The 17,289-nt window shown below is 41.8% G+C and carries 16 protein-coding genes; 7 read left to right on the top strand and 9 right to left on the bottom strand.

The genetic code is table 11. The features are described from left to right. Positions 1-69: 69 nt before the first annotated feature. The 4 genes from dnaG to rsmD form a co-directional block, all read right to left on the bottom strand. Entirely contained in the window at positions 70-1,809 is a 1,740-nt protein-coding gene (gene dnaG / locus AAEU28_RS06575) for a DNA primase (protein WP_421963405.1), read from the bottom strand. Positions 1,810-1,883: 74 nt separating this feature from the next. Further along, positions 1,884-2,330, bottom strand: coding sequence for a GatB/YqeY domain-containing protein (locus AAEU28_RS06570; protein ID WP_138632092.1), 447 nt, complete (start codon positions 2,328-2,330; stop codon positions 1,884-1,886). A 21-nt stretch (positions 2,331-2,351) separates the two neighbouring features. After that, positions 2,352-2,567 (bottom strand): 30S ribosomal protein S21, encoded by a 216-nt coding sequence (rpsU, locus tag AAEU28_RS06565; RefSeq protein WP_010362466.1) that lies wholly within the window; start codon positions 2,565-2,567, stop codon positions 2,352-2,354. 139 nt (positions 2,568-2,706) lie between these two features. Further along, on the bottom strand, positions 2,707-3,294 hold the full coding sequence (gene rsmD, locus AAEU28_RS06560; RefSeq protein ID WP_421963404.1) for a 16S rRNA (guanine(966)-N(2))-methyltransferase RsmD: 588 nt from the start codon (positions 3,292-3,294) through the stop codon (positions 2,707-2,709). 184 nt (positions 3,295-3,478) lie between these two features. On the opposite strand from rsmD, the gene ftsY reads away from it, so the two are divergent. From ftsY to AAEU28_RS06525, 7 genes are all read left to right on the top strand, one after another. Next, entirely contained in the window at positions 3,479-5,851 is a 2,373-nt protein-coding gene (gene ftsY, locus AAEU28_RS06555) for a signal recognition particle-docking protein FtsY (protein ID WP_421963403.1), read from the top strand. A gap of 69 nt (positions 5,852-5,920) precedes the next feature. Next, positions 5,921-6,598, top strand: a complete 678-nt coding sequence (gene ftsE, locus AAEU28_RS06550; protein WP_421963402.1) for a cell division ATP-binding protein FtsE — start codon at positions 5,921-5,923, stop codon at positions 6,596-6,598. Further along, positions 6,595-7,581 (top strand): permease-like cell division protein FtsX, encoded by a 987-nt coding sequence (gene ftsX / locus AAEU28_RS06545; protein WP_421963401.1) that lies wholly within the window; start codon positions 6,595-6,597, stop codon positions 7,579-7,581. Before ftsE ends, ftsX begins: the two co-directional genes overlap by 4 nt. Before the next feature lie 280 nt (positions 7,582-7,861). Further along, positions 7,862-8,725: an RNA polymerase sigma factor RpoH gene (gene rpoH, locus AAEU28_RS06540; RefSeq protein WP_058030946.1), complete on the top strand. Its 864-nt coding sequence runs from the start codon at positions 7,862-7,864 to the stop codon at positions 8,723-8,725. 169 nt (positions 8,726-8,894) lie between these two features. Next, positions 8,895-9,629: a 1-acylglycerol-3-phosphate O-acyltransferase gene (locus tag AAEU28_RS06535; RefSeq protein WP_421963400.1), complete on the top strand. Its 735-nt coding sequence runs from the start codon at positions 8,895-8,897 to the stop codon at positions 9,627-9,629. Next, positions 9,607-9,942, top strand: a complete 336-nt coding sequence (gene rraB / locus AAEU28_RS06530; RefSeq protein ID WP_130254004.1) for a ribonuclease E inhibitor RraB — start codon at positions 9,607-9,609, stop codon at positions 9,940-9,942. The genes AAEU28_RS06535 and rraB overlap by 23 nt, the downstream gene beginning before the upstream one ends. A 168-nt stretch (positions 9,943-10,110) precedes the next feature. Beyond that, positions 10,111-11,349: an HD-GYP domain-containing protein gene (locus AAEU28_RS06525; protein ID WP_421963399.1), complete on the top strand. Its 1,239-nt coding sequence runs from the start codon at positions 10,111-10,113 to the stop codon at positions 11,347-11,349. On the opposite strand, the gene AAEU28_RS06520 is transcribed toward AAEU28_RS06525, so the two are convergent. From AAEU28_RS06520 to pepA, 5 genes are all read right to left on the bottom strand, one after another. Continuing rightward, entirely contained in the window at positions 11,309-11,632 is a 324-nt protein-coding gene (locus AAEU28_RS06520) for a hypothetical protein (RefSeq protein WP_138567353.1), read from the bottom strand. The two genes, AAEU28_RS06525 and AAEU28_RS06520, sit on opposite strands and share 41 nt — an antisense overlap. 98 nt (positions 11,633-11,730) lie before the next feature. Further along, positions 11,731-12,174, bottom strand: coding sequence for a hypothetical protein (locus tag AAEU28_RS06515; protein WP_421963398.1), 444 nt, complete (start codon positions 12,172-12,174; stop codon positions 11,731-11,733). Between the two features lie 112 nt (positions 12,175-12,286). Further along, entirely contained in the window at positions 12,287-15,142 is a 2,856-nt protein-coding gene (locus tag AAEU28_RS06510; protein WP_421963397.1) for a valine--tRNA ligase, read from the bottom strand. A 22-nt stretch (positions 15,143-15,164) separates the two neighbouring features. Further along, a complete protein-coding gene (locus AAEU28_RS06505; RefSeq protein ID WP_130257318.1) occupies positions 15,165-15,611 on the bottom strand; it encodes a DNA polymerase III subunit chi in 447 nt (148 codons plus the stop codon). A 110-nt stretch (positions 15,612-15,721) separates the two neighbouring features. Next, positions 15,722-17,230: a leucyl aminopeptidase gene (gene pepA, locus AAEU28_RS06500; RefSeq protein ID WP_058030939.1), complete on the bottom strand. Its 1,509-nt coding sequence runs from the start codon at positions 17,228-17,230 to the stop codon at positions 15,722-15,724. Between the last annotated feature and the right edge of the window lie 59 nt (positions 17,231-17,289).

Raw genomic sequence — 17,289 nt, 5'->3', positions numbered from 1 at the left:
ACAGCATTTTAAGCTAGACGCACGTGAATAGAACATTATAACAGCAATGATTAATGTTCGCTAGTCATTCTAACGTTTAAGTGCCTGAGTTAATAACGCAAGCTCGAGTTTTTCGTCTCTACTTAAACCGTCGGTCTTGTCTTTTATTAATAAGGTCTCGTGTCGGTAATTTAAACACTGGTTTTCAATAAACTGGAAAGAATCTTTAAAATAATCTTCCAGCTTTTCATCAGCGACACCATGTTGCCAAACAGCCAGTTTTTTCAATGCGTCAAACTCAGGTGTATCTCGGTATTGCTCGAGTAGCTGTGCCGTCGTTATGTCATTATTTTGCAAACATAGATGCTGTATGTTGAGTAGCAGTTTAATGCCGGGAATGGCCATTTCGGCAAGTTCAGGCATGTATTCAACACTAGCTGCGAGCTTTGGGTGCTGTAATAATAAACCAATAGCGCCACGCATAGGTGTTACTTTGAACTTTCTTTCTATTGAAAGTTGCTCGTTTGGGTTATCGACTTTTTTAGCGAGCTGTTCTTTGGTTCGACCGATCAGCTTTGCCAATGTTTCTAGCAGGTTTTCTTGATAGAACTCACTGGGGACTTTAGAAATAAGCGGTAATGCATCGCTCATTAACTTGGCTTTTCCAGAGTCGGAAGTGACATCGCAATTTTCTAGTAACTTGCGAAACAGTACTTTGGAAAAATCCTCAGCTTGATCTAAGCGGGATTCAAATGCATCTTTGCCTTCTTTTTGCACCAGTGAATCAGGGTCTTCTCCATCGGGCAAAAATACAAAGCGCAAAGACTTGCCGTCTTTCAAATTACTTAGCGCATTCTCGAGTGCTCGCCAAGCCGCATCGCGACCTGCTCTATCACCGTCATAACAACAAATGACTAAATCGGTTGTTCTGAATAGGGTCTGCATATGCTCTGGTGTTGTGGCTGTACCTAGAGCCGCTACTGCGTAACTTATGCCTTGTTCGGCTAATGCCACAACGTCCATATAGCCTTCAACAATGAGCATTTTTTCAAGCTTACTATTCGCTTGCTTTGCTTCATATAAGCCATACAATTCAAGACTTTTATGGAAAATGCGTGTTTCAGGCGAGTTCAAATACTTTGGACCTTGGTCATCGCCCATTACACGCCCGCCAAAAGCAACGACACGGCCACGCTTATCTCGAATAGGGAACATCAACCTATTACGGAAGAAGTCGAATTGTTTGCCTGGTGTTTTTTCGGATGCGAGTTTTAACTCGAGTAGTTGTTGCTTTTGTGCTGGATTGCGAGCAAGTTGATCACCTAATGCATTCCATTCGTCAGGGGCATAACCAATGAGATATTTTTGAACCGTCTCACCCGATAAACCTCGACCTTTGACATAGTCGATGACTTGCGTGGCATTTTTATGGTGCTTCAACTGGTGCTGAAAGAATTTTGCTGTTTGCAACATTAAGTCATAATCAGACTTTTTTTCTTGCATGCTGCGTTCAGGTTTACCTGAACCTTGCTCACGAGGTACTTCTAGATTTAAAAGTGCAGCGAGTTCTTCAATGGCATCAACAAACTCGAGTTTGTCGTAGTCCATCATAAATGAAATGGCGTTACCGTTAGCGCCACAACCAAAGCAGTGGTAAAACTGTTTATCTCTAGAGACAGTGAATGAGGGCGTTTTCTCGTTATGAAAAGGGCAGCATGCTTGGTAATCTTTGCCCGCTTTTTTTAGGCCAATACGATTATCAATCAGGTCAACAATATCGGTTCTATCGAGCAGTTCGTCGATAAATTGTCTGGGAATTTTTCCTGCCATAAATACTCTAGAGCTTATACGAAGAAACCGAGCGCATGGCTCGGTTTACTTAAACATACTATCAGTATGAGGGATTATGCGCTTAATCTTTGCTTAATTAAACCAGAAACTTTACCTAAATCGGCTTTACCTTCTGCTTTTGCTTTGATTAACCCCATAACTTTACCCATGTCTTGCATACCTGCTGCACCTGATTCGGCGATTGCAGCATCAATCAAAGCTAAGATTTCTTCTTCAGTCAAAGGCTGAGGTAAGAAAGCTTCAAGTGCTTCAATTTCATTGGCTTCAATTTCGGCTAAATCATCACGACCCGCATCTTTATACTGGGTGTATGAATCACGGCGCTGCTTAACTAACTTAACTAAAACAGAGGTAATACCTGCATCATCTAGTGTCGTTTTATTGTCAATTTCACGCTGCTTGATTTCAGCAAGAACCATACGAATTGCACCAAGGCGAACCTTGTCTTTTGCTTTCATCGATTCTTTTTGTGCGTCTTTTAGCTTTGTTAAAAGGCTCATTTATACAAGACCAAAAACAGATTAGTATAATTTAACGCGACGTGCGTTTTCGCGAGAAAGCTTCTTCATGTGACGCTTTACTGCAGCAGCTTTTTTACGCTTACGCTCAGCTGTTGGCTTTTCATAGTGCTCGCGACGACGAACTTCTGAAAGGATACCTGCTTTTTCACATGAACGCTTGAAACGACGAAGTGCTACGTCAAACGGTTCGTTCTCTCTTACTTTAATTACTGGCATTAAAAATTCACCTACCTAATTTATGAGCTAAGCTCATCTGATCAAATAATGACCACGTGGTTCAAAAATGGTGCGGTATTGTAAGCTGAAGCATTACCGCGTGTAAAGACTAAATTTTAGCAAATTACTTAGCATTTTCTTAATTTCGCTGATAAAGCCTGCAAAGTACTTGTCCTGCTTGTTTTTCTTTTAATACTTGCCAATTCTCAGGTGCATCAAAAGTACATTCTTTTTCGACTTCAACATAGATTAATGCCTCATCAGCAAGCCAGTCATTCTGTTCGAGTAAGTGGCAGCTTGGTTCGGCAAGCCCTTTTCTAAAAGGCGGATCAACGAAAACCAAATTAAACTTATCACCTTGATTTTCAATAGTTAAGTGCTCAATGGCACTCGTGTTTATTATGTTTGTGTTATCTAGTTTTAAGGTGCTAGCATTGTTTTCTAATTGTTCAGCGGCTTTCTTATTTAATTCGATAAAGGTTGCATGTGCTGCAAATCGTGATAAACATTCAAACCCCAAGCCGCCAGACCCTGCAAAGCAATCTAGTACATTGGCACCTCTGGTATCTTGCATTAACCAGTTAAACACCGTTTCTTTGACTCTGTCAGTGGTTGGGCGCAACCCTTCTAAATCATTAACAGGTAACTTTCGGCCGCGAAATTGGCCACTAATGATCCTAATGAAGCCATTATTGTTGGTTCGTTGAGGAGCTGATTTTTTTCTCATGCTTTTTGACATCAAACTGATTGTTATTTGGTGCTTAAATTAACCTAGGCAGCATTTTTACTACCTTGTGTTACGTGATACACTGGGCAAAGTTTTCAGTACAACTCTTATTGGCTAACTAAAAGCTTTGTTCTACCAGAGCGAGTTAGTTTATCAGACTTTATCTATATGGTATTTAGCGGGTATGGGAAAAAAGAATAAATTTCTGTCTTGGTTAGGCTTTGGCAAAAAAGATGAAGAGCAACAAAAGGCTCAACAAGCAGAAGAGCAGGCGCGATTAGAAGCTGAGAAGCTGGCGCAAGAAAAAGCTGAGCAAGAACGCATAGCTAAAGAGCAAGCTGAGCGTGAAGAAGCAGAACGTTTAGCGCGTGAAGCGGAAGTGGCTGAGCAGGCTCGATTAGAAGCTGAGAAGTTAGCAAAAGAAAAAGCTGAACAAGAGCGTATTGCTGAAGAGCAAGCTGAGCGTGAAGAAGCTGAACGCTTAGCACGTGAAGCAGAAGCTACTGAACAAGCACGCTTAGAAGCTGAGAAGCTGGCGCAAGAAAAAGCCGAGCAAGAACTCATCGCAAGAGAACAAGCCGAGCGTGAAGAGACAGAGCGTTTAGCTCGTGAAGCAGAAGCAGCTGAGCAAGCTCGTTTTGAAGCTGAAAGACTAGAACAAGAACGCATTGCTAAAGAACAAGCCGAACGTGAAGAATCAGAGCGTTTAGCACGTGAAGCAGAAGCGGCTGAGCAAGCACGTTTAGAAGCTGAAAGACTAGAACAAGAACGTATTGCTAAAGAACAAGTCGAACGTGAAGAAGCAGAGCGTTTAGCGCGTGAAGCAGAAGCAGCTGAGCAAGCGCGTTTAGAAGCTGAAAGGCTAGAGCAAGAACGCATTGCTAAAGAACAAGTCGAACGTGAAGAAGCAGAGCGTTTAGCGCGTGAAGCAGAAGCGGCTGAACAAGCACGTTTAGAAGCTGAAAGACTAGAACAAGAACGCATAGCTAAAGAAAAAGCTGATCGTGAAGAAGCAGAACGTTTAGCGCGTGAAGCAGAAGCGGCTGAGCAAGCGCGTTTAGAAGCTGAAAGATTAGAGCAAGAACGTATTGCAAAAGAACAAGCCGAACATGAAGAAGCAGAGCGCTTAGCGCGTGAAGCAGAAGCGGCTGAACAAGCACGTTTAGAAGCTGAAAGACTAGAACAAGAACGTATTGCTAAAGAACAAGCCGAACGTGAAGAAGCAGAGCGCTTGGCGCGTGAAGCAGAAGCGGCTGAACAAGCGCGTTTAGAAGCTGAAAGATTAGAACAAGAACGCATTGCTAAAGAAAAAGCTGAACGTGAAGAAGCAGAGCGCCTAGCTCGTGAAGCAGAAGAGGCTGAACAAGCACGTTTAGAAGCTGAAAGACTAGAACAAGAACGTATTGCTAAAGAACAAGCCGAACGTGAAGAAGCAGAGCGCTTGGCGCGTGAAGCAGAAGCGGCTGAACAAGCGCGTTTAGAAGCTGAAAGATTAGAACAAGAACGCATTGCTAAAGAACAAGCTGAACGTGAAGAAGCAGAGCGCCTAGCTCGTGAAGCAGAAGAGGCTGAACAAGCTCGTTTAGAAGCTGAAAAGCTAGCAGAAGAAAAAGCCAAAGCGGAAAAGCCTAAAAAAGAAGGTTTCTTCTCTCGTCTTAAAAAAGGTCTTTTAAAGACAAAAGCAAATATTGGTTCTGGTTTTGCGGCTATCTTTAAAGGTAAGAAAATTGATGATGAGCTTTTTGAAGATCTAGAAACGCAACTGCTTACCGCTGATTTAGGTGTCGATACCACCATGAAGCTGATCGACAACCTGACAGATGCCGCTGACAGAAAGCAACTCAAAGATGGTGAAGCACTTTACGACTTAATGAAGCAAGAAATGGCAGAAATGCTGAAAGTTGCAGAAAAACCATTAGAAATTAATGCGGATAAAAAACCATTTGTGATTTTAATGGTGGGCGTAAACGGTGTTGGTAAAACAACGACAATTGGTAAGCTTGCCAAGCAGTTCCAACAAGAAGGTAAGTCAGTGATGTTGGCGGCTGGTGATACTTTCCGTGCGGCAGCAGTTGAGCAGCTACAAGTTTGGGGTGAACGTAACGATATTCCAGTCATTGCTCAGCATACAGGCGCTGATAGTGCATCAGTGGTATTTGATGCTTTCCAAGCTGCAAAAGCACGTAATGTTGATGTGTTAATTGCCGATACTGCGGGTCGTCTTCAGAATAAAGACAACTTAATGCAAGAGCTTGAAAAAATTGCGCGCGTTATGAAAAAGTTAGACCCTGATGCGCCGCATGAAGTCATGCTGACCATTGATGCTGGTACTGGTCAAAATGCCATCAGCCAAGTTAACCTATTTAATAAAGCGGTCGGCTTAACAGGTATCACTTTAACTAAGCTAGATGGTACCGCGAAAGGTGGTGTTATCTTTGCTGTTGCCGATAAGTTCCAGATCCCTATTCGTTATATTGGCGTAGGTGAAGGCATTGATGACTTGAGAACTTTCAAGAGTGATGATTTTATCGAGGCGCTATTTAGCCAAGACGATTAACAAAGGAATAAAAGGGAGTGTTTACTCCCTTTTTGGTCTCAAAATAATAAAAGATAGTGAAGGCCTGACATGATCCGATTTGAAAATGTAAGTAAAACTTATCCTGGTGGTCATAGAGCGTTAGAAAAAGTCAGTTTTGAATTAGCTGATGGTGAGTTAGCGTTTTTAACTGGCCACAGTGGAGCTGGTAAAAGTACGCTGCTAAAGCTTATTAGCGTCATGGAAAGGCCTTCAGCGGGTCATGTATACATTAATGGCGTTAACTTAAACGTTGTGAAAAATCGACAAATACCCTACGTACGCCGTGATATTGGGATTATTTTTCAAAACCATCGACTGTTAGATAGATATAACGTGTTTGATAATGTGGCGCTGCCATTAGTGATAGAAGGGATGCACCACAAAAATATCACCAAACGTGTTCATGCTGCGTTAGATAAAGTGGGACTTTTAAATAAAGTAAAATGTCAGCCCAGTACTTTATCTGGCGGTGAGCAACAACGTGTCGGGATCGCGCGTGCTATTATAAACTCTCCGCCTTTATTACTTGCAGATGAGCCAACGGGCAACTTAGATCCAGAATTATCAATGGAAATTCTCAAGCTGTTCGAAGATTTCAATCGTCATGGCACTGCTGTATTAATCGCGACCCATGACTTGGGGTTAATCGCTAGAATGAAGTATAAGAGCCTCACTTTGGATCATGGTCGCTTAATCACAGATCCACTGGCGCAGGAGGTGCTATGAGTTTACTTTTTAAAAGCCGTAACTCTCAAGGTGGTAGCAATAACCGAAACGGCATTAGCGCACTGTATTTTTCTCTTCTGAACTTTATTCGCCAAGGCATAAATAGTTTAGGCGAAATGTGGCGAACGCCAATCGCCTCTTTAATGACTATTTTGGTATTAGGCCTGAGCTTAACCTTACCAGCGACTTTATATGTGGTCGTGAAAAACGTACAACAGGTGAGCAGTGGGTTTAGTGATGCTGCTGAGATATCTTTATTTGTAAAAGAAGAGCTTAATGATGCACAAACGCAGACATTGGTAAAACGTTTAGCACTTTACCCAGAGATTGAAAGCGTCAGCTATATTTCGAAGTCTCAAGCTCTAAAAGAATTTAAACAGGTTTCAGGCTTTGGGCAGGCGTTAGATTACTTAGATGAAAACCCATTGCCGAATGTGGTGCTAGTGACGCCGACCGTGCGCTATAGAAAACCTCAAGCAGCCCAGCAACTCCTGACTAAACTTGAAGCTGAAAGAGAGGTCGAATTCGGTAAGTTAGATATTGCCTGGTTAGAACGTTTAAACGCACTTTTAAGCCTATTAAAAGAAAGTGTGTTTACAGTGGGACTGTTATTACTCAGTGCAGTGATACTTATCATAGGTAATACAATTCGCTTATCTATTATGGATAAAAAGGAAGAGATCCAAGTACTAAAACTGGTTGGTGCAACAAATGCGTTCATTCATACGCCATTTATCTGGACTGGTATATGGTATGGCGTAATAGGTGGATTTGTTGCATTTATGAGTGTGGTCATGATGCTTTGGTGGTTAGAGTCTGCAGTGGCTATGGTTGCAGGCGTTTATCAAAGTAATTTTGTATTAGCCGGTTTAAATGGCAACGAGTTGTTGATTCTACTCTCGTTGGCGATTGGATTAGGTTTTAGTGGCTCTTATATTTCGGTCAGAAAATATATAAAAGACATAGAGCCAGATAAAGTTTAATTATTTGATTTTTGAGAGTGCTAAAATTAGCGCTCTCAGCAACTTTTATGAACTTAATTGTCATTTATCTGTCATATCATTGCGTTAGATTCACAACTTGAAACACTTTTAAATTTATTTCAATAATCACTTTTTCTATATTTTTCATTGGTTTATTTTTTAAATTCCAAAATTGAATAAAACTCCTTGCAATTAAGAACAGAAAAGTATTATATAGGTGTTAGCACTCTTGAGGTGAGAGTGCTAAAATCAGCTAAAATGTTTATCACTGAGGTGAAAAATGAGTAACGATATTTACGCAATGGCCCTGACAACAGGACAACAAAGCGCAAGTTTAGATGGCTACTTACAAACTGTAGGCCAAATTCCTATGCTTGATGCAGAGCAAGAGAAAGCACTAGCGACTCGCTTACATCAAGATGGTGATTTAGAAGCTGCTAAGCAACTTATTGTTTCTCACCTTCGCTTTGTAGCGCACATCGCTAAAAGCTATGCGGGTTATGGTCTGCCGCAAGCAGATTTAATCCAGGAAGGAAACATTGGTTTAATGAAAGCAGTAAAACGCTTTAACCCTGAAGTGGGTGTTCGCTTAGTTTCATTTGCTGTTCACTGGATTAAAGCTGAAATCCATGAATATGTATTAAAAAACTGGCGTATCGTTAAAGTTGCGACGACTAAAGCGCAACGTAAATTATTCTTCAATTTACGTAAGAATAAAAAGCGTCTAGGTTGGTTTAACCAAGACGAAGTAGCTACTGTTGCAAACGAGTTAGGTGTAAGTGAAAAAGAAGTACGTGAAATGGAGTCTCGTATGAGTGGCCAAGACATGGGCTTCGACTTAACATCGGATGATAATGATGATGCACCAGCAAGCAGCTTCTCACCGGTACAATACTTAACCGATCAAAGTGGCGATTTAGCTGATGTTGTTGAAGAAGAGCAATGGCAAGAGCAATCTCAAAATCGCTTATTTGCAGCATTAAAAACCTTGGATGAGCGCTCTCAAGATATCATTAGCTCACGTTGGTTAGCTGATGAAAAGGCTACCTTACAAGACTTAGCTGCTAAATATAATGTGTCAGCTGAACGAGTAAGACAGCTTGAAAAGTCAGCGATGAAGAAGCTGCAATCAGCAATGCACTAAAATAGAATAAATTTCATAAAATGCCGCTATCTTTAGCGGCATTTTTTATGCCCGTAATAAGGCATAAAGTTAGTCAGTGAACTTTGAAATGCTATAAAAGTACATTTGAGCTTACAAGTGTTCGCTAATTGATTATAATGCCGTGCTGATTTAAATAGGAGTATGGGTTTTGTTAGCTGTTTTACGTGTAATAGCTATGGCGCTATTTATTGTGTTGAGTTGTATTTTTGGTTTATTGCTCTCAATCATTAGGCCGTTTCATAGAAACAATGTGCATATTATTGCCAGCTGGTTTGGCAAAATGTCGACAGTGGTAGGGGTTAAGTTAGAAATTAATGTCGATCCCAGTGCCCAAAAAGTCGGCCCAGCCATTTATGTTGCAAACCACCAGAACAACTATGACCTATTTACTCTACCTGCGGCAGTCCCTGAAAATACAGTGAGTATGGGAAAACATAGCTTAAAGTGGATCCCATTCTTTGGTCAGCTTTATTGGCTATCGGGTAACATTTTAATTAATCGAGGTAACCGCTCTAAAGCAATGGGCACCTTGGGTAAGTCTGTAGCAAAGATAAAAGATAATGGCTTATCTGTTTGGATGTTTCCGGAAGGTACTCGAAGCTATGGACGAGGCTTGTTACCGTTTAAAACCGGCGCATTTCATACCGCAATGAATGCTGAGGTGCCTGTCGTACCGGTCTGTATGAATTCAACCCATGATAGTATTAAGCTAAATCGTTGGGACAATGGTACAATCTATATTGATGTATTGGCACCGATCACCCTTGATAAAGAAATCAGTGCCAGAGACCATGCTAGTGCAATTCATAAGCTAATGGCTGAACGTATTGCACAACTTGATGACAAGGTAAAAGAAGATAATGGAAAACTGGCGCGAAATTAGTGAAGACATCGTCGAGTCTTTAATTGAAGACGGTTCTTCAACTGAAAAACTTTACGAAGTTGAACATCACTTTGTAAGTGAAGATTTTAAGCAATTAGAAGAAGCAGCTTTAGCTGCATTTAAACTTGGCTATGACGTAGAAGACCCAGCAGAACTTGAGCTTGAAGATGGCAGTAAGATCTGGGGCTTTGATGTTGTTGTTGAAGCAGAGTTAGATGTTGATGTAATTATGGAAGACGTTGATAAGTTAGCTGCGCTTGCTATTGAATGCAGAGTTGAATATGACGGTTGGGGCACTTACTTCCAAGAGTAGGGTGAACTTACCAGAAATTACGAAAAGGAGCGAAAGCTCCTTTTTTAATGCACTTTTTATAAGATTTTTCTAGGGAGAATGTATTAAATTTAGTTTAAAAGATAGACGGGTTACGTTGAAAAATGATACAAACCATTCTTGTATCTAATTTGTTAAATTTATGTGCTTATGCTGGTTTCTTTGCCAATCTCTGAATTACAACCTGGGATGTTTGTAGATAGTGTATGCAAACAGCGCAGCGATGCCAAAATAAAAATAAAGTCCCGTGGTATGGTGCGGGATCAGGCGATTATTGCCCAGTTGCTTTCTAAAGGGGTAATGGAGCTAAAAATAGACTTTTCTCAAAGTGATATTGATGTTCCAGAAAAGTATCGGCCAGCACCAAAACAAGAAGAAAGCGAAACACCTAAAGAAGCCGCTCGTTCACCAATAAAGAAAGCAGTCAAACCTGCAGTTGCAGAAAAATCTTTAGAGCAGGAATTTGCTAAGGCAAGTCAACAATTTGATCAACATTCTCAGCAATTAAAAAATTTATATAACGACCTAACCATAGGTGCAAAGCTTGATGTTTCTCTGCTTAATCAAGTTAGCAATGAAATCGTAGACTCAGTCTTACGTAACAGTAATGCGATGGCTATTTTGAGCCGCTTAAAAGACAAAGATGGTTACAACTGGCGCCACATGATCAATTGCACCATTTTAATGAGTGTGTTTGCTAAATACCTAGGCATTAAAAATGAGCAAATTCAGCAGTTAGCACTAGGTGCTATGTTACATGATGTAGGCCATACAAAATTACCCCAAGGGATCATTAATAAAACCGAAAACCTCAATGAGTTAGAATTTAAAGCACTGAAGAAACATGTAGTGCAATCATTGGGGCTGGTAAAAGGGGAGTCAGGGATCAGCCCGCTGGTGATGGATATGATTTTAAACCATCATGAAAGAGTAGACGGCTCAGGCTACCCAAGAGGCTTATCAGGCCCAAAGATCAGCAAACCAGCCAGAATGATGGCGATTGTAGATGTCTATGATGCAATGACATCAGAACGCCCTCATCAAAACGGTGAAGAGCCCATTCACGCTTTGCGCTATTTACTGGCAAATAAGCATCAGTTTGATGCACAGTTAGTGCAAAAGTTTATAAAGTGCTTAGGGGTTCACCCTGTCGGTACCATTGTGCGATTAACGAATGATAGGTTGGCACTTGTGCTTGAAGGGAATAAACAATCACCTATGAAACCTAAGGTGAAGGTATTCTATAATACTAAGCACAAGCATCACATCACAGGAAAAGATCTTGATTTACATGCAGTTGAAGATGAAATTAAAGTCGTTGCCAGTGTCAGACCTAGTGATTATGAACTCAATTTATCCCGCCTGTTAAGGTCTCATCTTTTAGTTTAGGTGTTTCGGAGCGTGTTAGAGCTTGCCATTTTGCAGACAATACCGCACCGAGTTGACAGCTTGTCATCATAATAAGCCATAGAATAGTGCCCTGTTCAGTGTGAAGTGCAAAACAGCTAAAGGCCAAAGAAACGAGCGCAGCTAAAATTGTGCCTAACCAGAAAAGGTTGATAGGATTATCACATTGTCCTGCTTTATTACAGGCGCAGTAATTGGCTTTACAAAAGCAATAAACACTTAAGCCTGCAAACATCAAAGAGACTAGAATAAGCATGACGAACATGATGAAGGCTCCATTTTATGTTCCTTTAAAAGATAAGGCTTAGTTTAAAAAGGAGCCGAAAGATTGTCAATCTAAATGAGAATTAATATTATTTAATTCTAAAAACGGTAGCCTATATGAATGCCTCCAATAGATTTCACCTTTTCTGTGTCTGCTTGTTCACAGAAAATAAAACACTCACCATCTTCTTCTTTTACGCCAAAACTCGCGCCCACATAGAGGCCTTCTCTACCTTGATTACTGAAATAATAATTTGCTTTTGCGACTAAGAATCCGTCACTTGCATAGGCAGCTTGTTGCCCAAGTGTTAGTCCTAAATCAATATGATCATTTAAATGATATTCATAGCCAAATGCATAACCAATAAAGCCTATTGAAGCAAATGCGCTATGTTGTTCATTTATATCATATGTATATTTGGCACCAAGAGCACCACCATGTTCAAAGTGACCTGCACCGAAAGACCAAGATGAATTATCATTTGCATGACTTGAAAGGCTGACGATAGACAGTGTTGATATGAGTAAAAGTGGTTTAAGCATGGTAAATCCGTTTGTTATTTTTATTGTCGATGAGTGTATCAGTTTGTTGTTTTTTAGAAACAAAAACGCGAGCCGAGGCTCGCGTTTTCTATGGTGTTAGCAATGATTGGTATTACAAACTCTCAATCTTCGCTTTTTGCTCAAGTAATTTTGCTTTAGCATCAGAGTATTCGGCTAGCTTATCTTTCTCTTTAGCAAGTACCGCTTCTGGCGCGTTGTTAACGAATTTCTCGTTAGCTAACTTGTTTTGAACCTGTGCTAAGCCTTTCTCTGCTTTCTCAAGCTGCTTCGCGATACGAGCTAATTCAGCTTCAACATCGATTAGGCCAGCCATTGGGATCATGATCTCAAGATTACCAACATAAGATGTTGCACACGCTGGTGCATTGTCTTTATTATCAAGAAGCGTGAACGCTTCAAGCTTAGCAAGAGACGCTAAGAATGCTTTGTTATCCGCTAAGCGGCGCTTGTCTTCGTCAGACGCATTAGCAAGCAATACCGATAATGGTTTGCTTGGGCTGATATCCATTTCACCACGAATGTTACGAATAGCAAGAATGAACTGTTTAACCCATTCTAGGTCGTCCATCGCTTGGCTATCAACATTTGCTTCATTGTATACAGGGAAACCTTGAACCATGATGCTAGTGCCTGCGGTTTCGATACCTGCAAGCGGTGCAACACGTTGCCAAATCGTTTCTGTGATGTATGGCATTAACGGGTGCATTAAGCGAAGTAGGCTTTCTAATACCGTGATTAGGGTATGACGAGTACCACGTTGTTGTGCTTCGTTACCTTTAAACAATACTGGTTTAGTAAGTTCTAGGTACCAGTCACAGAATTGGTTCCAAGTGAACTCATAAATGGTGTTTGCAGCTAGGTCAAAACGGTAGTTTTCTAAATGCTCAGTATAAGTTTTAACAGTTGCTTCAAATTGGCCTAAGATCCAGCGATCAGCGAGTGAGTATTGTTTTTCAGCATCTGTAGCGAAGCCACAGTCTTGCTCTTCTGTATTCATTAATACGTAACGGCTTGCGTTCCATAGTTTGTTACAGAAGTTACGGTAACCTTCAAGGCGGTTCATATCCCAGTTGATATCACGACCTGTTGAAGCCATTGCAGCAAGGGTGAAACGCAGTGCGTCTGTACCGTGTGCTTCAATCCCGTTTTCGAATGTTTTACGGGTGTTCTTCTCAATCTTCTTCGCTAGCTGCGGCTGCATCATGTTACCAGTGCGCTTTTCAACTAGGCTTTCAAGATCGATACCGTCAATCATGTCGATAGGATCAAGTACGTTACCTTTCGACTTAGACATCTTATCGCCGTTTTCATCACGGATAAGGCCAGTGACGTAAACGGTTTTAAATGGTACTTGCGGCTTGCCGTCTTCATCTTTGATGAAGTGCATGGTCATCATGATCATACGCGCAACCCAGAAGAAGATGATGTCGAAACCTGTTACCAATACGTCAGACGGGTGGAAAGTTTTTAAATCATCAGTGTTTGCAGGCCAGCCTTGCGTTGAGAAAGTCCAAAGCGCAGACGAGAACCAGGTATCTAAAACGTCTTCATCTTGCTTAAGTGCAACATCATCTGCAAGGTTGTTATCGCGGCGTACTTCAGCTTCGTCACGACCAACGTATACGTTACCTTCGTTGTCGTACCAAGCAGGGATTCGGTGACCCCACCAAAGCTGACGTGAAATACACCAGTCCTGAACGTCGTTCATCCACGAGAAGTACATGTTCTCGTATTGTTGAGGCACGAACTTAATGTCGCCATTTTTAACCGCTTCTTTTGCAGGCTCAGCTAGTGGTGCTACGCGCACGTACCACTGATCAGTAAGAAGTGGCTCAATCACTACGCCAGAACGGTCACCGTAAGGTACAGTTAAGCTGTGATCTTCAATTTTTTCTAATAGGCCAAGTTCTTCAAATTCGCTCACAATCGCTTTACGTGCATCAAAGCGGTCAAGGCCGTGTAGGCGCGCAGGAATTGGCGCGTCTAATTCAAGCTCTTTACCGTCGAATGTGTAGCTTTCGCCTTCGCTTAGTACCGCAGCATCTTTGTTGAAGATGTTGATCATCGGTAGCTGGTGACGTTTACCTACTTCGTTATCGTTAAAGTCGTGGGCAGGCGTGATTTTCACACAACCTGTGCCTTTTTCCATGTCTGCATGCTCATCGGCAACAATTGGAATACGGCGGTTTACGATAGGCAGTAAAATTTCTTTACCGATTAAGTCTTGGTAGCGCTCATCATCAGGGTTGACTGCCACACCTGTGTCACCAAGCATAGTTTCAGGACGTGTTGTCGCAACAATGATGTAGTCTTTACCGTCTTTAGTTTTCACACCGTCAGCAAGTGGATAACGCAGGTTCCACATGTGACCTTGTTTGTCTTTGTTTTCAACTTCAAGATCAGAAATAGCAGTGTGTAGCTTAGGATCCCAGTTAACTAGGCGCTTACCACGGTAGATTAAGTCTTCTTTGTGCAGGCGTACGAACACTTCTTTAACCGCTTCAGAAAGGCCTTCGTCCATAGTGAAACGCTCACGGTCCCAATCTACAGAAGCGCCTAAACGACGTAATTGTTTAGTAATGGTGCCGCCAGAGTGGTTTTTCCACTCCCAAATTTTATCGATAAATGCATCGCGGCCTAAGTCGTGACGTGTTTTACCTTCTTCAGCAGCTAACTTACGCTCAACAAGCATTTGTGTTGCGATACCCGCATGGTCAGTACCTACTTGCCAAAGCGTGTTGTTACCTTGCATGCGCTTATAACGAGTCAGCGTATCCATGATGGTGTCTTGGAAAGCGTGGCCCATATGTAGGCTACCTGTGACGTTCGGTGGCGGGATCATAATTGAGTATGCTTCGCCTTTACCTGATGGCTTAAAGTAACCATTGTCTTCCCAGTCTTTATATAAAGACTGTTCTATATCTTGTGGATTATAGGTTTTATCCATTTCACAGAACCTTAATTAGTGCTTAATTTTCAATTTCTTGAGTTGAAATATTGGCGCCGAGCTGACGTAAGTGCACAAAGCGCTGACGCGCGGCTTGCTTGGCGTTTTGCTCCGTCGGTACAAAATCATATACCTGACTGAAGCGTCTTATAAAGTCGGGTAGGGTGGTGGCTAAATTAATTAGCACATTGCGTCTACCAACGGGAGGTGTTTGGCCAATCTCGACAGGGGCACCGCCTTTAGGGCCTTCGCCTTGCAGGTTGTGGGGTACAAAACTGTCGGGTTCGAAACACCATAATTGCTCATCAATCAGATGGGCGTCATCAATCGAATCGACGTAGATAAACACACGATGGCCTGCTCTAAACTGCTTAGCGGCAGCGCGAGCGGCAAGATCAAAATGAGCCGGGATAGATACTTCCGGCTCATTATTTTGTTTTAACACATAAAATCGTGCGTTGATGGTCATAAATTCGCTTCAAATTACATATTTTAACGGTTTTACAGGGTTAAAATAAGCGTTCAAAATAAACCCGCATTTTGACACAGAACGAACTGACCATCAATCACTCACAGCGGTTAATCTGCTTGGGTTTCAGTTGGTCCAACACGATTTAATAAGTATTGTGTCAACATAGGTACAGGTCGACCTGTCGCACCTTTGTTTTTACCGCTTTTCCAAGCCGTACCTGCAATGTCTAAGTGTGCCCAATTGTACTTTTTGGTGAACTTGGATAAGAAGCATGCTGCAGTGATAGTACCTGCTGCACGACCACCTAGGTTTGTGAAGTCAGCGAATGGACTCTCAAGTTGCTCATGGTAGTCATCCCACAGTGGTAGTTGCCATGCACGGTCGCCACTTTGCTCAGATGCTTTTAATAAATCATGAGCAAGCGGATTATGATTTGACAGTAAACCAGTAGCATGGGCACCTAATGCTACGATACAGGCACCCGTCAGAGTAGCTACATCCACCACGATTTCAGGCTCGAATGCCTCGACATAAGTAAGTGCGTCACATAATACTAAGCGACCTTCCGCATCTGTGTTTAATACTTCAACTGTTTGACCTGACATAGTCGTCAGGATATCGCCCGGGCGGTAGGCGTTTGAGCTTGGCATGTTTTCACAGCCTGCTAATACACCAATGACGTTAATTGGCAACTGGAGCTCTGCAACTGTGCGCATTAAACCCAGTACGCCTGCAGCGCCACCCATGTCGTATTTCATTTCATCCATGGCTTCGCCTGGTTTGATTGAAATACCACCTGAATCGAACGTCAGACCTTTACCGACAAAAACAACAGGCGCTTGCTCTTCAGGTGCGCCATTGTAGTGGATCACTGACATAACCGATTCGTTATCACTGCCACGGCCAACTGCTAGGTATGAGTGCATACCTAATTCTTCCATTTCTTTTTCACCGACTAGATTTACAGAAATGTTGTCAAAAGATTCTAATTCTTGAGCTTGCTCACCTAAATAACGAGGGTTACAGATGTTTGGTGGCATATTGGCTACGTCTTTACATAGTTTTGCACCTGCAGCAACGGCAAGACCATGCTCAATGGCGTTTTCACCAATGGTTAACTCGCGACGTGTTGGTACGTTGAATACGATTTTACGAAGCGGGCGACGTGGATCTGTTTTTTTGCTTTTTAACTGATTAAATGTATACAAGCAGTCTTGTGTTGTTTCTACTGCTTGACGAACTTTCCAGTAAGTATCACGGCCTTTAACATGTTGCTCGGTTAAGAAGCAAACCGCTTCCATCGAACCTGTTTCATTTAATGTGTTGATCGTTTTTGAGATGATTTGTTTATATTGTTTGTCATCTAGTTCACGTTCTTTACCGCAACCAACAAGTAGTACGCGCTCACTTAAGATATTTGGAACGTGATGAAGTAGTAATACTTGACCAGGCTTACCTTCTAAATCACCACGACGTAGTAAATTTGAAATGTAACCTTCACTGATCTTATCCAGCTGTTCACCGATTGGAGATAAACGACGCGGCTCATATACGCCAACTACAATACAGGCACTGCGTTGTTTTTCGGGACTACCACTTTTTACGCTGAATTCCATTGTGACTCCTGAGTCTAAATTATGTCTTTTTGAACTTTATCTGTCTTCGCTTATCCATA

The organism is Pseudoalteromonas sp. SS15, from assembly GCF_049257195.1.
In the GTDB taxonomy this organism is placed as follows: domain Bacteria; phylum Pseudomonadota; class Gammaproteobacteria; order Enterobacterales; family Alteromonadaceae; genus Pseudoalteromonas.
The sequence above is the reverse complement of the archived record's forward strand: the minus strand, read 5'-3'. Positions and strand labels throughout refer to the sequence as shown.